This window comes from Paraburkholderia lacunae (assembly GCF_003353175.1).
GTDB lineage: Bacteria > Pseudomonadota > Gammaproteobacteria > Burkholderiales > Burkholderiaceae > Paraburkholderia > Paraburkholderia lacunae.
In genome coordinates this window covers 362769-380033 of the sequence record NZ_QHKS01000004.1, presented here as the reverse complement: position 1 = coordinate 380033, position 17265 = coordinate 362769, and the positions used below count along the sequence as shown (strand labels likewise).

The 17265-nt window shown below is 62.7% G+C and carries 17 protein-coding genes; 10 read left to right on the top strand and 7 right to left on the bottom strand.

All coding sequences use genetic code 11. From position 1 onward, the window contains the following. Positions 1-76 precede the first annotated feature (76 nt). Positions 77-778 (bottom strand): FadR/GntR family transcriptional regulator, encoded by a 702-nt coding sequence (locus DLM46_RS08420; RefSeq protein WP_115100293.1) that lies wholly within the window; start codon positions 776-778, stop codon positions 77-79. Positions 779-1011: 233 nt separating this feature from the next. Between DLM46_RS08420 and DLM46_RS08415 the strand changes: the two genes are divergently transcribed. The 10 genes from DLM46_RS08415 (at position 1012) to DLM46_RS08370 (ending at position 11107) form a co-directional block, all read left to right on the top strand. After that, positions 1012-2562 (top strand): sugar ABC transporter ATP-binding protein, encoded by a 1551-nt coding sequence (locus DLM46_RS08415; protein ID WP_115100292.1) that lies wholly within the window; start codon positions 1012-1014, stop codon positions 2560-2562. Beyond that, a complete protein-coding gene (locus DLM46_RS08410; protein WP_115100291.1) occupies positions 2555-3586 on the top strand; it encodes an ABC transporter permease in 1032 nt (343 codons plus the stop codon). The genes DLM46_RS08415 and DLM46_RS08410 overlap by 8 nt, the downstream gene beginning before the upstream one ends. A 37-nt stretch (positions 3587-3623) precedes the next feature. After that, complete coding sequence (locus DLM46_RS08405; protein ID WP_115100290.1) at positions 3624-4571, top strand: ABC transporter substrate-binding protein; 948 nt, start codon at positions 3624-3626, stop codon at positions 4569-4571. A 100-nt stretch (positions 4572-4671) separates the two neighbouring features. Beyond that, on the top strand, positions 4672-5688 hold the full coding sequence (locus DLM46_RS08400) for an aldo/keto reductase (protein ID WP_115100289.1): 1017 nt from the start codon (positions 4672-4674) through the stop codon (positions 5686-5688). Continuing rightward, complete coding sequence (locus tag DLM46_RS08395) at positions 5685-6545, top strand: amidohydrolase family protein (RefSeq protein ID WP_115100288.1); 861 nt, start codon at positions 5685-5687, stop codon at positions 6543-6545. The genes DLM46_RS08400 and DLM46_RS08395 overlap by 4 nt, the downstream gene beginning before the upstream one ends. A gap of 35 nt (positions 6546-6580) precedes the next feature. Next, complete coding sequence (locus DLM46_RS08390; RefSeq protein ID WP_115100287.1) at positions 6581-7591, top strand: zinc-binding alcohol dehydrogenase family protein; 1011 nt, start codon at positions 6581-6583, stop codon at positions 7589-7591. A gap of 32 nt (positions 7592-7623) precedes the next feature. After that, on the top strand, positions 7624-8784 hold the full coding sequence (locus DLM46_RS08385) for a mannitol dehydrogenase family protein (protein ID WP_115100286.1): 1161 nt from the start codon (positions 7624-7626) through the stop codon (positions 8782-8784). Further along, positions 8781-10310 (top strand): UxaA family hydrolase, encoded by a 1530-nt coding sequence (locus tag DLM46_RS08380; RefSeq protein WP_115100285.1) that lies wholly within the window; start codon positions 8781-8783, stop codon positions 10308-10310. The genes DLM46_RS08385 and DLM46_RS08380 overlap by 4 nt, the downstream gene beginning before the upstream one ends. Positions 10311-10382: 72 nt before the next feature. Then, a complete protein-coding gene (locus DLM46_RS08375; protein ID WP_115100284.1) occupies positions 10383-10622 on the top strand; it encodes a hypothetical protein in 240 nt (79 codons plus the stop codon). Positions 10623-10768: 146 nt separating this feature from the next. Then, positions 10769-11107, top strand: coding sequence for an L-rhamnose mutarotase (locus tag DLM46_RS08370; protein ID WP_115100283.1), 339 nt, complete (start codon positions 10769-10771; stop codon positions 11105-11107). 118 nt (positions 11108-11225) lie between these two features. On the opposite strand, the gene DLM46_RS08365 is transcribed toward DLM46_RS08370, so the two are convergent. The 6 genes from DLM46_RS08365 to DLM46_RS08340 form a co-directional block, all read right to left on the bottom strand. Next, a complete protein-coding gene (locus tag DLM46_RS08365; RefSeq protein ID WP_115100282.1) occupies positions 11226-12215 on the bottom strand; it encodes a fatty acid desaturase in 990 nt (329 codons plus the stop codon). A 118-nt stretch (positions 12216-12333) separates the two neighbouring features. Then, positions 12334-13068, bottom strand: coding sequence for a CDP-diacylglycerol diphosphatase (locus tag DLM46_RS08360; RefSeq protein WP_115100281.1), 735 nt, complete (start codon positions 13066-13068; stop codon positions 12334-12336). A gap of 95 nt (positions 13069-13163) precedes the next feature. Then, on the bottom strand, positions 13164-14618 hold the full coding sequence (iaaH, locus tag DLM46_RS08355; RefSeq protein ID WP_115100280.1) for an indoleacetamide hydrolase: 1455 nt from the start codon (positions 14616-14618) through the stop codon (positions 13164-13166). A gap of 17 nt (positions 14619-14635) precedes the next feature. Further along, complete coding sequence (locus DLM46_RS08350) at positions 14636-15544, bottom strand: ferritin-like domain-containing protein (protein WP_115100279.1); 909 nt, start codon at positions 15542-15544, stop codon at positions 14636-14638. 118 nt (positions 15545-15662) lie between these two features. After that, the gene (locus tag DLM46_RS08345; RefSeq protein WP_115100278.1) at positions 15663-15878 is read right to left on the bottom strand and encodes a transcriptional regulator; all 216 of its coding nucleotides are present in this window, start codon (positions 15876-15878) and stop codon (positions 15663-15665) included. A gap of 481 nt (positions 15879-16359) precedes the next feature. After that, positions 16360-17019 (bottom strand): NADPH-dependent FMN reductase, encoded by a 660-nt coding sequence (locus DLM46_RS08340; protein ID WP_115100277.1) that lies wholly within the window; start codon positions 17017-17019, stop codon positions 16360-16362. Positions 17020-17265 lie beyond the last annotated feature (246 nt).

The following is a 17265-nucleotide window of genomic DNA, read 5'->3' as shown; positions in this document are numbered from 1 at the left end:
GCGAGGATGGCTTTCCGGTGCATAGCTTCCGCACCTTGCTCGATGATCTGGCCACGTTCGCGTACAACGTCTGTCCTCAATCCGTGCGTTGCTTCAACGCGCCGCTAATCCATCGTTCTTCGGAAGCCCTTAAATGCGCGCGCATCGCTGTTTGAGCGGCGATGGGGTCGCCAGCCTGCAGCGCTTTCAGTACGTCCTCGTGTTCCCGTACCGCTGCGGTCCAGGTTTGCGCGCTTTCCGTGTGACCCCGCATGGCGGCTGCAATGGGATCGTGGCGGCTATCGAACAGCTCTCCAACAAAGCGGCTGAGCACCGAGTTACCTGCGGTTTCCGCAATCAGCATGTGGAATTGGCGATCCGCTTCAACGGGCGATTTGCCCGCTGCAGCGAGTCGACGCATGCGCTCGATCATGCGGCGCAGACGATCCAGCGTGGCCGCCGTCATGCGCGCCGTAGCAAGCACGACCACGCTGCCTTCTATAGCAGCGCGCGCCTGCATCAGCTCCGACGGACTGTCGCCAAGCGCGCCCATCACGCTCACGTCGTCCGCGCTTGCATCGCGCACATAAACGCCCGACCCCATCCGGATCTCTATCTGACCGCCGATCTCCAGCGCGATGAGTGCTTCGCGCAGCGACGGACGTGACACGCCGAGCTTTAAGGCCAGTTCACGCTCAGGCGGCAGCCGTTCTCCAGCGGGAAATTCCTCCTGACGAATCAGCGCGAGGATCTGTGCGGCAACAGTTTGGTAAAGCCGCTTTGGTTCTGTCGATTTCATATTGCAGGTCGTTGCCAGTCATAGGTGGCATCAGGAGCCATTCGGTAACTCTAGCATAACCGGGGAAAGCCATACTTGACAGTCGATCTGCCCCAGTCAAAGGTTTTGTCATCTTGGTAAGGTCAGTTACAAAAGTTCGTATTGGCTTGACCAATTGGCGAAATTTCTGTTTAATTAAACCAAATTGGACTGACCAGCGCGCAGCGCCAGATCGGCCTTCCACAGGAGACGCAATGACAATGCTTCACGGTCCGTCCAGCCTCGCTGCCGAGCCCCACGAGTTCCCCGACCGGGAAATCCTGCGCCTGGAGGGCATCGGCAAGCGCTTTCCGGGCGTCATCGCCCTCGACGGCATTCACCTCGATCTGCGGCGTGGGGAGGTCCACGCCGTCTGTGGTGAAAATGGGGCAGGTAAGTCCACGCTGATGAAGATCATCAGCGGTCAGTACTCGCCCGACGAAGGCACCATTCGTTATCGTGGCGAGCCGGTGCGGTTTCATTCGACGTCCGAGGCACAGGCGGCCGGTATCGCGATCATTCATCAGGAGCTCAACCTCGTACCGCACCTGACGGTGGCGGAAAACCTGTACCTCGCACGTGAACCCAAACGCGGGCCGTTTGTCGACTCCCGCAAGCTCAACGCCGACGCGGCGCGTTGTCTCGCACGCGTCGGCCTGAACGTGGCCCCGACGATGCCGGTCGGCGCGCTGTCCATCGCGCAGCAGCAAATGGTCGAAATCGCGAAAGCGCTGTCGCTCGACGCCCTTGTGCTGATCATGGACGAGCCCACCTCGTCGCTCACCGAATCGGAAACGGTTCAGCTCTTTCGGATCATCAAGGAGTTACGGGCGGCAGGCGTGGCGATCCTTTACATCTCGCACCGTCTCGACGAAATGGCGCAAATCGTCGACCGCGTGACAGTGCTGCGCGACGGTCGCCATATTTCCACCGATGACTTTTCCGCGCTGAGCGTGAACGACATCGTCGCCCGCATGGTGGGACGTTCGCTCGAAGACGCGTATCCGCCGCGGCAGTCGCGGCCCACCGACACCGTGCTGCTGCGCGTGCGCGACCTGAGTCGGGCAGGCGTCTTCGGTCCGGTTTCATTCGAGCTTCGCCAAGGCGAGATCCTCGGCTTCGCCGGTCTCATGGGCGCAGGCCGTACCGAAGTCGCCCGCGCGATCTTCGGTGCCGACAGGCTCGACGGCGGCGCGATTACGCTTCACGGTCAGCCCGTGACGATACGCTCGCCGCGCGAAGCCATCCGTCACGGCATCGCATACCTGTCGGAAGACCGCAAGCAGGACGGTCTCGCGCTCGCGATGCCCGTCGCCGCGAACATCACGCTTGCGAATGTGCGGGCCATCTCGTCGCGCGCCGGCTTCCTGCGTTTTAGCGACGAGGCTGCGGTTGCGCAGCGCTACGTGCAGGAACTGGCTATCCGCACGCCATCTGTCGACCAGATCGTACGCAACCTGTCCGGCGGCAATCAGCAGAAGGTCGTGATCGGCAAGTGGCTCTATCGCGGATCGAAGATCCTGTTCTTCGACGAGCCCACGCGCGGGATCGACGTGGGAGCTAAGTTCGCCATTTACGGGCTGATGGACAGGCTCGCGGCAGACGGCGTCGGTGTCGTGCTGATCAGTTCGGAGTTGCCGGAGCTGCTTGGGATGACAGATCGAATTGCCGTATTTCACGAGGGCCAGATGACGGCGGTTCTCGAAACGAAACAGACCAGTCAGGAGGAAATCATGCACTTTGCTTCGGGACACACACATGCTTGAAATGACATCGGATCGGACCCAGGCCGTGGATCGGACGGCACGTCAGCGGCGGCGCGAGCTCATCCAGAAGTTCGCGGCATTGGGCAGCCTCGTAGCACTTGTGATCGCGTTCTCCATCACGAGCACGGCTTTCTTCTCGGTCGGCAACATGATGACCGTCAGCTTGCAGGTGACCTCCATCGCGTATCTTGGCGTCGCGGCCACCTGCGTGATCATCACGGGCGGCATCGACCTTTCCGTGGGCTCGGTGCTCGCGCTAGCAGGGGTGTCGGCGGCGCTGCTCGTGAAAGCCGGTACGCCGGTGCCGGTCGCCATGCTCAGCGGGATCACGGTGGGCGGGCTGTGCGGTTTCGTCAACGGCATCTGCGTGACGCGCATGGGCTTGCCGCCCTTCATCGCGACGCTCGGCATGATGCTGGTCGCACGCGGCCTTGCACTGGAGATCACTGGGGCACGTCCCGTCTCCGACCTCGGCGATGCGTTTGGCGTGCTTGGCAACGGTGCGTTGTTTCGCCTCTCCCATATCGGTTCTGACGGTTTTCCGGACACGACCTTTCCCGGTATTCCATACCCCGTTGTCATCATGATCGTGCTATTCGTCGCGGGTTCAGTACTGCTCTCGAAGACTTCACTCGGCCGTCACATCCACGCCGTCGGCTCGAATGCGGAGGCAGCGCGACTTTCCGGCGTCAACGTTCAGGGCGTAAAGCTTTTCACTTACGTGTTCTCCGGTGTGCTGGCCGGCGTGACGGGATGCGTGTTGATGTCCCGGCTCGTGACCGGCCAGCCCAACGAAGGCGTCATGTACGAACTCGATGCGATCGCGAGCGCGGTGATCGGCGGCACGTCCCTGATGGGCGGCGTGGGCGCGATGTCCGGCACGGCGATCGGCGCGTTCGTGATCGGCGTTCTTCGCAACGGTCTGAACATGAATGGGGTGTCCAGTTTCATTCAGCAGATCATTATCGGCGTCGTCATTCTGGGCACCGTCTGGATCGACCAGTTGCGAAGCCGGAAGCGGTGACCACAAGAAGTTTAACCACGCGACATAGGAGCGAGACATGAAGAAGTTCCCATTAATGGCGGTATCGGCACTGCTTTGCACGATGTTCACGACGGGGGCGTATGCAGCAGGCGGCGAGGTCGCAGTGATTGTCAAGACGGTCAATTCGAACTACTGGCAAAACGTGCAGAAAGGCGCGAATGCCGCGCTTGGCGAGGCGAAGGGCTATACGATGACCTTCCAGGGACCGGCTGCTGAATCGGCCATCGCCGACGAAGTCAATATGGTCGAGAACGCAGTCAACCGGCACGTCGCGGGCATCGTGCTCGCGCCGTCCGATCCTGATGCCCTCGTGCCGGCCATCAAGAAAGCGTGGGAGGCGCACATCCCGGTCGTGCTGATCGACTCGGCACTTTCGGATGCAGGCAAGCAGTACTACCAGTCGTTCCTGTCCACCGACAACGAGAAGGCCGGGGAACTGTGCGCGAAGTCGCTGATCGATCGCGTCGGTCAGACGGGCAAGATCGCCATCATGTCCTATGTGCCTGGAGCCGGATCGGAAATCGGGCGTGTTGGGGGCTTCCGCAAGTACATCGCTGCCCACTCGAAGCTGCAAATTGTCGGGCCATACTACTCGCAGTCGCAGATGGCTACTGCATTGAATCAGACGACCGACGTGCTTTCGGCCAATCCCGACCTGAAGGGTATTTTCGGCGCCAATGAACCCACGGCCGTCGGGATGGGCCGCGCACTCAAGCAGTCCGGGAAGGCAGGAAAACTGGTGGCTATCGGCTTCGACGGCAACCAGGACCTGCAGGACTTCGCACGCGACGGCACGATTCAGGCGATCGCCGTTCAGGGATCCTATCAGATGGGATACAAGGGTATTCAGACTGTGGTGAGCGTCATCGAGCACAAACCCGTCGCGAAGCAGGTCGATACGGGCGTCGTCATGGTCGACAAGCAGAACCTCGATTCCCCGGAAGCAAAGAACGTCCTCTACTGACGAGGCCACGGACCTGCGGCGATGCTACGCCGGATCGATGCAGGTCCGTTTCACGGTCCCGTTCGGCAACCTATATTCCTTCATATTGCACCCCCGGCCCATGAATGCTCATGAATTGCGCGCCTTGCCTCGCAGCGGGCTGAAGTTGCCCGCCCTCGGTCTGGGTTGTTCCCAGCTTGGCGGCCTCTACCGTCCCATGTCATCCGCCGACGCGACGGCGCTTGTCGAGGCGGCATGGTCCGCGGGCGTGCGCTATTTCGATACCGCCCCGTACTATGGCTATACGCTCTCCGAGCGGCGCGTGGGGCAGGCACTCGCGCTGCGCGAGCGTGATGCATTCACTTTAAGTTCGAAAGTGGGCCGCTTGATGCGGCCCGACGCGAGCGTGCGACCCGGCGATGATGGCTGGGCCGAACCGCTTCCTTTCCGGCCAATCTTCGATTACAGCTACGGTGGCGTCATGCGCTCGTACGAGGATAGCCAGCAGCGGCTCGGGACGTCGCGGATCGATGTTCTCTATGTGCACGACATCGGCGCCATGACACATGGCGACCGTCACCCTCACTTCTGGGATCAATTGGTTGCGGGCGGCGGATTACGCGCGTTGGCTGAACTGCGGCAGAGTGGTGAGGTGCGTGCGATCGGTCTCGGTGTCAACGAGTGGGAAATCGCGGTCGATGCGATGAACGAGGCGCCACTCGACGCGATCCTGCTCGCCGGCCGTTACACGCTGCTTGAACAGACAGCGCTGGAACCGCTGCTCGATCGCTGTGCGCGCGTGGGGACGGCCATCGTCGTAGGTGGCGTGTTCAATTCAGGTGTGCTTGCGGGCAATGGCAAGTTCAATTACGCGGACGCGCCTGCCGAAGTCGTCGAGAAGGTCCAGCGGTTGTCCGCGCTGTGCGAGCGCTTTGACGTTCCCCTTCCGGCGGCCGCATTGCAATTTCCGTTCGCACATCCTGCCGTCGTCTCGTGCGTGGTGGGCGTACGCAGTGTCGCCCAGTTGCAGCAGAACATCGCGTGGCTCGAGCAACGTGTGCCCGCCGGATTCTGGGCCGCGCTCAGCAACGAAGGGTTGATTGCAGCGAATGCGCCGGTATCCGAGGGGGACGCGTGACGCCACGTATCGATGCTCACCAGCACTATTGGCGAATCAGCGAGCGTGCGGGCCACTGGCCTCCCCGAGAACTGAGCCCGATTTACCGTGATTTCGGCCCCGGCGATCTGACACCGGAACTCGAAGCGGGCCGCATCGACGGCACCGTACTTGTGCAGTCACTACCCACCGTCGAAGACACGCGCTATTTGCTCGACCTCGCCGATGAAACCGGGACCGTGCTCGCCGTCGTCGGCTGGGTCGATCTGAAGGCCGCTGTTGCAGCGACCAGGATCACGGCATTCGCCGCGCATCCGAAGGCTCGCGCTCTACGGCCGATGCTTCAGGATCTCGCCGACGATGCGTGGATCGATGACCCCGCTCTCGACGGCGCGGTCGCGGCGATGACTGAGCACGATCTTAGCTTCGACGCGCTGGTCATGCCACGTCATCTCGACTCGCTGTACGCGTTTGCGCGACGTTACCCTGATTTGCCGATCGTCATCGATCACGCGGCGAAGCCCCACATCGCGACGGACGAAAGGGAGCCCTGGTGTTCGGCCATGACGCGCCTCGCGCACCTGCCCAATGTGCATTGCAAGCTTTCCGGGCTATGGACCGAGGCAGGGCCCGCAGCCGACGTCGAAGCGGTTCGCGCGCGCCTTCATCCGTATGTTCGCATCCTCGCGGATCTATTTGGCCCGCAACGGCTGATGTGGGGCAGCGACTGGCCCGTGCTGCGCCTCGCAGCAATCCGCGGTGATTACGGCGAGTGGCTGTCCGCGTGCGAAGACGACTGCGAGCGTCTTTTTGGCGCTGCCGCACCCCCCGACGTGTTTGGTGGCAATGCATGCCGTTTCTATCGCATCGGCGTATGACCCGCCGCACTTAACTTGATCAAAAGGAAACCACCATGCTTAGCGTCATTTGCGAATCCCCGGGCGTCTTGCGCGTACAACAGCGCGACGTACCCGCGCGCGAAAAGGGCGAAGTGCTGTTGCGAGTCAGTCGCGTCGGAATTTGCGGCACCGACCTTCACATCTTTACAGGCAATCAGCCCTATCTGGAATACCCGCGCGTGATGGGCCACGAACTTTCCGCGGTGGTCGTAGAAGCAGAGCCCGACTCGGGACTTGCCGCCGGCGACGGCGTCTACGTCATGCCATATTTGTCGTGCGGGCATTGCGTTGCATGCCGCCAGGGTAAAACGAACTGTTGCGTCGGCATCAAGGTGCTGGGCGTGCATCGCGACGGCGCGCTCACCGAGTATCTCAGCGTGCCGGCCCAGTTCGTGCACAAGGCTGAAGGCGTGACACTCGATCAGGCAGCGATGCTCGAATTCCTCGCCATCGGGGCGCATGCGGTGCGACGGGCGGATGTCCTGGCTGGCCAGCGGGTGCTGGTGGTCGGAGCGGGTCCGATCGGGATGGCCGCGATGATCTTCGCGAAGCTTCGCGGCGCCACCGTGACCTGTCTCGACACGCGTGCCGACCGCCTCGCATTCTGCGAGTCGCAACTCGGCGTGGACGCCGCCGTCGCGGTCGGCACGGACGATACGGAGCAGCTCGCGTCGCTGACAGACGGCGAGTTCTTCGATGCTGTCTTCGATGCGACGGGGAACATCGACGCGATGAACCGCGGCTTTGGCTTTGTCGCGCACGGCGGCAAATACACGCTCATCTCGATCGTTCCTGGCCAGGTGGCATTCTCGGACCCCGAGTTTCATAAGCGCGAAACCACCTTGCTCGCGAGCCGCAACGCCACGACCGTCGACTTCGAAACCGTGCTCGAGGCGATGCGCGCGGGACACATTCCCGACCAGGCACTCAACACGCACCGCATGCAGCTTGCGGAAGTGCCGGACGCGTTTCCGCGTCTGCTCGAGCCGGGGCAAACCGTGGTGAAGGCGCTGGTGGAGTGCTGACCGGTGGCGTCGGACCAATCAGGACGGGAAGGATGAGCGAACCTATACTTCAGTTTGGCACGAGCCGATTCCTGCTGGCTCACGTCGCGCTGTTCGTGTCTCAGGCACTCGAGCGTGGAGATGCGATCGGCGGCATCAGTGTCGTGCAGACGACCGGGAATCCATCAAGCCGCGTGCGAGTCGCTGCGCTCTCGCAAGCGGGCAGTTACCCCGTGAAAATTCGCGGCGTGGAAGGCGGCTCGGTCGTGGACAAGACGATCGAATGCCACGCCATACGCACGGCATGGGCTGCCGATCAAGACTGGGCTGCGGTCCGACGCGCGACGATCGAAGACGTCCGCGTAATCGTATCGAACACGGGTGATACAGGCTATCGGCTCGACGAGCGTGATTCGGCAGCCGTACTGGCGAACACTGCGCAGGCGCCGCACAGTTATCCCGCCAAACTGCTGACGTTGCTTCATGCACGATGGCGCGAGAGGCCCGGTGCCGGTGTGTCAGTCTTTCCGTGTGAACTCGTTGCGAACAATGGCGACACCCTTCGGGACGTCGTGCTCGGTCTGGCCCAACAATGGGCGCTCCCTCAAGCCTTCGTGGGCTATTTGCAGGAGCACTGCGTCTGGGTGAACTCCCTGGTCGACCGGATCGTATCCGAGCCAATCGATCCGGTCGGCGCGGTAGCCGAGCCCTATGCGCTGTGGGCAATCGAACGCCGCGACGGCATGCAACTTCCATGCGCACACGAGAACATCATACTCACGGACGATTTGCGCAGTTACGAGCGGTTGAAATTGTTCTTCCTCAATCTGGTCCATACCTGGCTGGCCGAGCAGTGGCTCAACGAGCGCCGCGCCTCGTCCGAAACGGTTCTCGACGCGATGAACGATGTACGGCTGCGTGATGGAATTGAGGCAGTGTGGCAGGAAGAAGTCCTTGAGGTATTCGCCGCGATGGATTTGCGTAGTCGCGCCGAGTGTTATATCGCGAGCGTGCGTGAGCGGTTTCTCAACCCGTATCTCAATCATCGAATCGCGGATATCGCGCAGAACCATGTCGAAAAGGTCAGGAGGCGGATATTGCCGCTGATCGAGCTCGCGGATTCGCTCTCGTTGCAAGCGGATCAGCCGCGTTTGCGGAGCACCCTGGCGAGGCACGGACTGCTGCAGACCTGGCAAGGGGCGCAGGCATCATGAAAGACCAGACTGTCGTGAAACTGGATGACGAAGACAACGTAGCGGTGGCGCTTGGCGCATTGGGCGCGGATGTGTGGATTGACGCGATCGGGCAGCCATTGCGAATCCTGACTCCCATTCCTGCCGGTCACAAGGTCGCGACCCGGGATATCGCGCGCGGAGCGCACATCGTCAAGTACCGGCAGACGATCGGCGTTGCTTTGTGCGACATCGCGGCGGGAGAGCACGTCCACATACATAACGTCGGGATGCCGGAACATCATCAGAGCGAGCGGCTGCTGGACGATGCGACGTATCGAATCGTCGAAGTGGATCGCTCGGATACGTTCCTCGGCTTCGAGCGACCGGACGGCCAGGTCGGAACACGCAATTACGTCGGTGTAATCGGGAGCGTCAACTGTTCGGCGAGTGTCTGTCACGCGATAGCGGATGCGTTCAAGGGCGACGCGATGGCGGCCTACGGAAGGGTCGACGGCGTGGTTGCCATCACGCACCAGAGTGGATGTGGCCTGTCGGCCACGGGAGACGGTATTGCGTTGTTGCGCCGCACGCTCGTTGGCTACGCGTGCAACCCGAACTTCGCAGGCGTGTTGCTCGTTGGACTCGGTTGCGAAGTCAACCAGGTGAACGATTTGGCCGAATTGCTGGGTCCGCTCAATCCAGGCCCGATCAAAACGCTCGTCATACAGGAAGAGGGCGGTGTACGCGAGACGATCTCCCGCGGGGTCGTGATCGTCCGCGAGCTGCTCGATGCGGCCGACCGCGCGACCCGCACGGAAGTACCCGCAGCGCGATTGAAGCTGGGCTTGCAGTGCGGCGGTTCCGACGGATATTCCGGCATCACCGCTAACCCCGCGCTTGGTGTAGCCGTTGACCTGCTCGTACGCGATGGTGGAACCGCAATACTCTCCGAGACGCCGGAAATCTATGGTGCCGAACACCTGCTGACGGCGCGAGCCGCGTCGCGCGGGGTGGCCGATCGGCTGCTGGAGAAGCTACGGTGGTGGGAGCACTACGCAGGCGATGCGGGTGGAGAAATGAACAACAACCCGTCGCCCGGAAACAAGGCGGGAGGCATCACGACGATCCTGGAAAAATCGCTGGGCGCGGTGTCGAAAGGAGGGAGTACCGCGCTCATGGCCGTATACGACTATGCGGACCCCGTATCCGAACGTGGCCTCGTGTTCATGGACACGCCGGGCTACGATCCAGTGTCCGCAACCGGACAAATTGCGGGAGGGGCGAATCTGATCTGCTTCACCACCGGGCGAGGTTCTGTCTTTGGTTCGAAGCCGGTTCCGACGATCAAGGTCGCGACAACCACAGGGCTTTTTGAACGTATGCGTTCGGACATGGACTTCAACTGCGGGGAGATCCTCGACGGCTCGCTCAGTATTGAAGAGGCGGGGGCGCGGCTGTTTCAGCTGATGCTGGCCTTCGCCTCGGGCGGCAAAACCTGCAGCGAGGAAAACGGCATCGGCGAACGCGAGTTCGTGCCGTGGCTGCGCGGTGCCGCAGTCATGTAACGGTAAGCGCCAGGAGGTAAAGATGAGCGTCGCACTCAAGGAGTGGATGTGAACTGTCGGGGACAATTGCCAATGGATACTGAAGCGTTTGAACTTACAGTTGTCGAGGCCAAGCAAGCTTTTCGGCTATCCGCGTTACAGAAGGGCTTACTGTGGGAGGCGCTATCCCTCTTGATGATCACGCGCGCCCGGGCGCTGGAACTTGCAGTGGAGGTCTGCCGCCGACAAGGCAACGCGGCTCCCGATGTTCTCGATTTTCACCTTCCCGCAATCATCGAGCTGCAAAGGCAGTTCAGCGGCCAGCATGATTGATTTGACAATGCCAGACGGCTCTGGAAATTCGAAGGCATGACGGTGGGCTATTCGCCAGGCTCGCATAAGGTAATGTCTGGCAAATGACGCGCTTCGCCCCCAATCCGTTCGTTGTCGGTTCGAATGTATCGTAAAAGGAAACGGCTATGCGCTACTGTTTTGCCCTGGATTTAAGAGATGATCCGAATCTGATCGCGCGTTACGAGGAGTTTCACCGCCAGGTCTGGCCGGATGTCGTCAGGCACATACGCGAGCATGGAGTCCTGAGTATGGAGATCTATCGCTTGGGGACGCGACTACTCATGATCATGGAAACGGACGACGCCATATTCGATGCCGACAGAATGGCCCGTGCCGCAGAGATCAATGCGGCGGTTCGACAGTGGGAGGATCTGATGTGGAGGTTCCAGGCTCCCACGCCCTGGACGCCGACCGGACAGAAGTGGATGCCGATGCAGCGGATATTCGACTTGCAGCAGTTCTAAGGGGCGGTTTCACAAAGACTGCTCCGTATGCGAAGGTGCAGTCCAGCGGATAGGTGAGCGTCATGGCGAGCTCCGTCACGGACAACTACCATGAGTTTTACCTGCAATTTACGTACAATTAACCTGCAAAACCGACGGAAGCAGGCGGACTTTCCGGGAACTTGTCGGACCCAGCATCAGCCACCGGATGCGCAACCGCAGTGATTCCATATCGCCTGAACCATTCGCCGTAACCCTTTACCAGAAAGCCTCCGGAGCGCTTGATGTATTGCTGGCGCGAGGTCACATACACCTGTCGAAGTGCAAACCAGGGTACATGCGGCAAGTCATGATGCACCAGATGATAGTTGTTGTTCAGGAACAGCAAACGCCAGAACCACGCCGCTTCATTGATGACGGTGCGATACTCGTGAGCATGCGCCGCGCGATGTTCCTGAAACGAGCGAATCTTGCCCAACGCCAGCGAGCCATAACCGACGCCGACAATGAACAGCCACACGGGTATCCCGCAAGTACGCTGGAGCCAGATCGTCAGCGCGGCCAGCGCGGCGAAGTGTGCAAGCCAAACCGGCACGTCGCGCCCATCGCCTCGCCTGATTTTCGCAAGTGCGTCCACGCCGGTTGCCGCAATCGCAAACGCCGGCCCGACCAGCAGGCGGCCGATGAACGTATTGCGGAATATCAGCAGCGCACGAATCGGCCGACCCGCACGAACCCACACCCGGTGGCTGACGAAGTAACTCTCGGGATCGTAGTCGGGGCGCGTCAGATGTGGATCGTCGTGATGCCGAAGATGCGAGTCGCGATAGATGCCATACGGAAACCACACCGCGAGCGGCAGGAAGCCCAACAGTGCGTTGACGAAAGGCGAACGGGTTGGATGACCGTGCAGCAGTTCGTGTTGCAGCGACATGTACCATGCGCCCAGCAACGCGAGCAGCATGATGGTCAGCGGCAAGCCGAGGTTGCGCGCGTGCGTCGCGACGCCGACCCATCCACCGTAGATCGTGCCGATCAGTGCCCACGTTGGCCATTGTGTGCGCCATGTCCAACTCGCGGCGAGCCGCGCGAGCGTTTTGCGTTGGGTATCGTCGAGGTATATCGCCATTGGTTGGATCGGTCGGAGTGTACGTTCAGGCCGATCCTACGGACCAATCCGCACCACTAGAACCATTTTGTCGAGCAATGCATCTGCGAATTTGTGCATTAGCGCGAATCGGCGTGCGTCAGCCGCCATCCGCAATCCGGCAGGCATGGTCGAGCAAGCCTTCGGCCGTGCCGCTGCCGTTGTCGGCTTCGGTGCCGCTATTCACCACCAGCCAGCCGTCACGCTCGGCCGACGGTCCCGCGCCCGTCACGAGAATGGTTTGCGTGGCCATCGCGTCGGCCCCCTTGTTGTCGCGCGCGACCACACGAAACGGATCGCTTCCTTGCGTGAGCGCGGTGATCCGCATGACGCGATAACGGTTTCCGTTGAGCGTGTCCCAGCGCCACGTGCCGGGCGCGTCATGCGTGTGACGCGCGAGCGCGTCGCTTACGTCGCCGCGCATGCAATCGATATGGATATGCAGTTGGTGCTGCGTGCGCCGGAAAACCGAGTTGATCTCGAGACCGAGCCGATTGTCGGGCAGCGACCGCTTGACCGACGTCTCCACATAGTGCCGCGACGCCCACGCATCGGCCCAGTAGTCCTGCGCCTGGGCGTCCAGCACACGCGGGCTTTCGATTCCGGTGATGCGATCTGTCGGAATCAGCAGATACTGCGATCGGCCGGTGATGTCCTTCAGAATCACATAGCGCTTGTCGAGATCGACAGCCGTGCACTGGCCCGGCGTGCCGCTGGCCTGTTGCGACGGCACGCAGCGGAGGTCGACGATCTTCCATAGCGCGTTGGAATCGGCTGCGGCGAGGCGCGCGCACGCGCAGACCAGCGCGACGACCGTGACCGCGGCCGCGACCATCGCGGCGCTTCGCAATGGGCCTTGCAGTGCGCTTCGTAGCGTGCCTCGCAACGGGCTGCGCAGCAGGCCTCGCTGCATGCGGTTTGACGGGCGCATCAAATCGCGGGCGCGGGCAGCACGCCGAGCAACTCCTCGAACGCGACGCCGATCGCCAGCAGCCGCCGGTCGCTGCCCAGTGGTCCATCCAGTTCGAGGCCGACCGGCAAGCCGCCTCGCGTCATCCCCGCCGCGAGCGACAACCCCGGAATGCCCGACGTGCTGGCCGAATCAGTGTTGCGCAGAAACGCCTCCATCGTATCGATCGGCGCGGCGCCGTCGATCGATACCGTCGACGAACCGTGCACGTCGTCGATCGGCACCGCGGCGAGGCGGGTGGTGGGAAACAGCAGCGCGTCGAGACGATGGTCAGCGAAGGTTGCGGCGACATACTGCTGCAAGCTCGGCCGCCACTGGTTCAGCGCCGCTTCGTAACGCGCGCCGAGCTGATCGGCGAGCACGGCGTCGTAGATGGCGCGCACATCCGGGCTCGCGATCCGGGCCGCCAGTTCGGCCACGGTCCTGACCGGCGCGTCGTTGGCGACGAGCCAGGCGCGCACGTCCTCACGCGCCTCGTGGATCGCGATCGGGCCGCCGACCAAACCGTTCAAGGTCTCCAGTTCGCTCATCTCGACCGGCACCATGCTCACGCCGGCCGCCTCGAGCCGGTTCAACGCGGCGCGCGCGACACCTTCCACCTGCTTTTCGAGTCCCGCCCACAACGGCGCGGGCAAGCCGATGCGCAGACCGTTCAGCCCAACCACAGGCAACGGGCCCGCGCCGGTGATAACGCCGTCGAGCAACGCGATGTCGGCGACCGTGCGTGCCATCGGTCCCACCGTGTCGCGCGTATGGCTGATCGGCACCACAGCGTTCGGATCGTGATAGCGCCGCTCGGCGCCGCCGTTGCCCACCGACGGACGAAAGCCCGCGATGCCCGTCAATGCGGCCGGAATCCGGGTCGAGCCGCCGGTATCGGTGCCCAGACCCGCAGGCGCGATGCGCGCGGCGATCGCCGCGGCGGTGCCGCCCGACGAGCCGCCCGGAATCCGCGTCGGATCGTACGGATTGCGTACCGGCCCGGCGTGCGTGGCCAGGTTCGTGCTGGTGATGCCGAACGCGAGTTCGTGCATGTTGGCCTTGCCGAGCACGATCGCGCCGGCGTCGATGAGCCGTTGCACCGAAGGCGCGTTCGTCTTCGGCACGAAGTTCTCGAGCGCGGGCGTGCCCGCCGAAGTCTGCAGGCCGGCCGTATTGATGTTGTCCTTCACGACGATCGCGAGACCGGCGAGCGGCAATTGCGCTTTCGCTTCGGGCGGTAACGCGTCGACGCGCCGCGCGGCGGCCAGCGCGCCGTCCAGATCGAGCGTGGTCAGCGCGTTCAGGCTGGAGAGTGCGGCGGCGCGGGCCAGCAGCGTGGCGACATAGTCTGCGGCCTTGAGCCGGCCCGACTGGATTGCCTCGACTGCTTGAGTCGACGTCAAAGCTAGTTGTGCATCGACAGTCCAGGTCATGGCCGACGTCTCCTTCTCTAGTGCTGCCGGTTTCGGCGCAATGGTGTGATGAAGCGTAGCGCAAAGCGCGCGAGGGCCGGCACCAGCCTCGGGCGCAGCAGTCTCGCGTCGTAGCCGCTCATACGTCGGTCGTTTTCCGCGAGACACAGTTCGATCAGTTCGCGCACTTCGATCGATTCGCCGATCATTTTGCTGCTTTCGGGCAGGAAGTTGGAATCGTGCGCGACGCCTTGGGCGTCGAGACCTTTGGCGATGGCGACGCGCTGCCAGATCAGCACGGCCCAGATCGCGGCGACCCGCAGCGCATGCCAGGGCCGTCGCCACCATGGCATTGTGCGCCGATGCCACGCGATCCAGTTGGCGAAAAACAGAATGTGGCGCGCTTCTTCCTGAATCACCGGCTCGAATGTTTCGACCAGCGTCTGGGGAAAGTAGCCGGACTGCTGCGCCGAGCGGAACAGGCCGAAGGCGAAGAAGCTGTCGATGCATTCGCTGTAGCCGGTGCGCATCCAGGCCCACTCGGCGTCGCGTGGAGCCGGGTAGGGCGGCTCGGGCGCGATCTCGATGCCGTACGCGGCAATCAGCCTCGCGAGCACGCGCTTGTGACGCGCTTCCTCCTCGGCATCCATCGTAAGCGCGTCGCGCAGCAGCGGATCGCTGAGGCGCGCGGCATACGTGCTGACATCGATCGACGCGCGGCCCTCGGTCTGCACCGCGATGTCCCAGATCGGCAGCGAGCACAGGCGTTCGAGCGCGTCCGGCGGCCATTCGATAACGGCCGGTTTATAGGGGTTGTGGGTTTCAAGCAGCATGCGGCAAAACATCTGCTTGTGAGCGTCTGAACCGATCTTCACGCGGGCGGGGCCGCGGAATGTCCAATGGCGCAGGGTGCGATCTTCGGCGGCGTCTGTCAGGGTGTCGGACATGGCAGGCGAACAGAGAGCGAACGGGTGTGTCGCCTATTCTGGCACAACCATGTAAATCCCGACGCCGACGCCGACGCCGGGGCCGGCAGCCTGCGCGCCGGCGGGCCGGTCTACTGCGTCATTGGTGGCTGTCGATCCACATGCGTCCCCAGCGGAACGCATAGGCGAGCGCATGTTCTTCGTCGAAGAAGTAATCGAGCGCGTCGAACGAATAGGCCTGGCCCTCGTTTGCGGTGGTTTTCTCGATGGTCAGGTTGGCGGCGAACAGGCCGTTGGGCAGGCGTTGTGCAACCGGTGCGACTTCGTAGCCCTTGTAGCGGATATGTGAATTCATGGTCGTGGCAGTGTGTATGCCCGCTCTGCTAGGGGAAACCGGCGTTCGAGGTGCAACCCTGTGCGTCAGGTGGCCGATGAGTAAGCGGGCAGGGGGAAGCGTAGGCCGCGCCACGCAGCGGGTAAACCAATCTTTCGTCGTAAGCAAATCAGCGAGGTCCCGGAACCGTCTTCAGGAGGCCGGATCGGGCCATCGTCGCTGTATTCGCACACACTATCCGGCGCTGGCGGCGGAAAGTCTGTTGTTTGGCGCACGGTTTGCGCAATGGCGTAGCGGGCGGCTTTGAGCGCGCGATCAGGCGCCCCCCGCGCGCGGGATTTTGGCTTCGATGAACCTTTGGGAAGAGACGCGCCGTGGGGGGCGGCTTGAGTGCGTGGCACGCGAGAACGACGCGACGAGCCCCGGACTTTAGCAGTTGGCCGCGTCGCGATGCGGCAAGCACCGTGGACCGGCTTCGGACCACGACGCAGTGCGCGAAGCGTCAAACCGCGTGCAGGAGCCTTGCCGGTTGCGTTTCCTTGAGCGCGTTGCCGAGCGGCGCAGCCGCCGGCGCGCGGTGCGCATTGAACGCCAGCGCGAATTGCGCGGCTTGCTGGCCGACCGTCGAGAGCTGCTCGACCACCTTGGCATCCGAGCACGTGTCGACGGTGTCGAAGCGGGTTTCCAGCGTGTTGATGCCGGCGCCGAACGGTGTCGGCCAGCCGCGCAGCGCGTGCACGATCGAGCGCAGCGAGGTCAGCACCGAGCCCGCGGCCTGCCAGCCATAAGCCGTGACGATACAGCCGACCGCGCGGCCGTCCAGATATGGACGCTCATCGGCGCGCAGCTCTTCGAGCGTGTCGAGCGCATTCTTGACGAGACCCGACACCCCGCCGTGATAGCCGGGCGTGGCGATGATCAAGGCGTCAGCACGGCGCACGGCTTCGATCAGTTCGAGTTGTTCGTCGGTGCGTTGCGGGTTTTCCGGTGCGTAGTGGGGCAGGCTATGCAGGAAGGTGCCGCCGAACAGGCGAGTATTCGCGCCGGCGGCTTCCGCGCCACGCAACGCAAAGCCGAGCGCGCGCTCGGTCGACGACGCGGCGCGGGTCGTGCCGCCGATGCCGATCACGAGAGGCCGGCGGTGATGATCGAAACTGGTCAACGAAATGCTCCTTCGGTAGCGGCTGCCGGTACGCTGGCGCGGGGCTGCGCGCAGAGGAACCGGGGCGAACCGGACTTTGAAGTGTCATCTTAATGACGCCCGCCAGCCCCGCGAAGCGACTTTTTGTTCTAACGATATAACCGCTCGAGGTCGTCGCCTTGTCGGCTGGTGCTGCGGCAGGCATCGCAACAGGCGCCCCGGCGGGCGTTTCGATTCCGACGTTGCGCGCCGTGCAATGCAGCTCAG

Bases quoted from the DNA above. Each gene is read 5' to 3' on its own strand.
- DLM46_RS08420 (WP_115100293.1), bottom strand. From the start codon at position 778: ATGAAATCGACAGAACCAAAGCGGCTTTACCAAACTGTTGCCGCACAG.
- DLM46_RS08415 (WP_115100292.1), top strand. From the start codon at position 1,012: ATGACAATGCTTCACGGTCCGTCCAGCCTCGCTGCCGAGCCCCACGAG.
- DLM46_RS08410 (WP_115100291.1), top strand. From the start codon at position 2,555: ATGCTTGAAATGACATCGGATCGGACCCAGGCCGTGGATCGGACGGCA.
- DLM46_RS08405 (WP_115100290.1), top strand. From the start codon at position 3,624: ATGAAGAAGTTCCCATTAATGGCGGTATCGGCACTGCTTTGCACGATG.
- DLM46_RS08400 (WP_115100289.1), top strand. From the start codon at position 4,672: ATGAATGCTCATGAATTGCGCGCCTTGCCTCGCAGCGGGCTGAAGTTG.
- DLM46_RS08390 (WP_115100287.1), top strand. From the start codon at position 6,581: ATGCTTAGCGTCATTTGCGAATCCCCGGGCGTCTTGCGCGTACAACAG.
- DLM46_RS08385 (WP_115100286.1), top strand. From the start codon at position 7,624: ATGAGCGAACCTATACTTCAGTTTGGCACGAGCCGATTCCTGCTGGCT.
- DLM46_RS08380 (WP_115100285.1), top strand. From the start codon at position 8,781: ATGAAAGACCAGACTGTCGTGAAACTGGATGACGAAGACAACGTAGCG.
- DLM46_RS08375 (WP_115100284.1), top strand. From the start codon at position 10,383: ATGGATACTGAAGCGTTTGAACTTACAGTTGTCGAGGCCAAGCAAGCT.
- DLM46_RS08370 (WP_115100283.1), top strand. From the start codon at position 10,769: ATGCGCTACTGTTTTGCCCTGGATTTAAGAGATGATCCGAATCTGATC.
- DLM46_RS08365 (WP_115100282.1), bottom strand. From the start codon at position 12,215: ATGGCGATATACCTCGACGATACCCAACGCAAAACGCTCGCGCGGCTC.
- DLM46_RS08360 (WP_115100281.1), bottom strand. From the start codon at position 13,068: ATGGTCGCGGCCGCGGTCACGGTCGTCGCGCTGGTCTGCGCGTGCGCG.
- iaaH (WP_115100280.1), bottom strand. From the start codon at position 14,618: ATGACCTGGACTGTCGATGCACAACTAGCTTTGACGTCGACTCAAGCA.
- DLM46_RS08350 (WP_115100279.1), bottom strand. From the start codon at position 15,544: ATGTCCGACACCCTGACAGACGCCGCCGAAGATCGCACCCTGCGCCAT.
- DLM46_RS08345 (WP_115100278.1), bottom strand. From the start codon at position 15,878: ATGAATTCACATATCCGCTACAAGGGCTACGAAGTCGCACCGGTTGCA.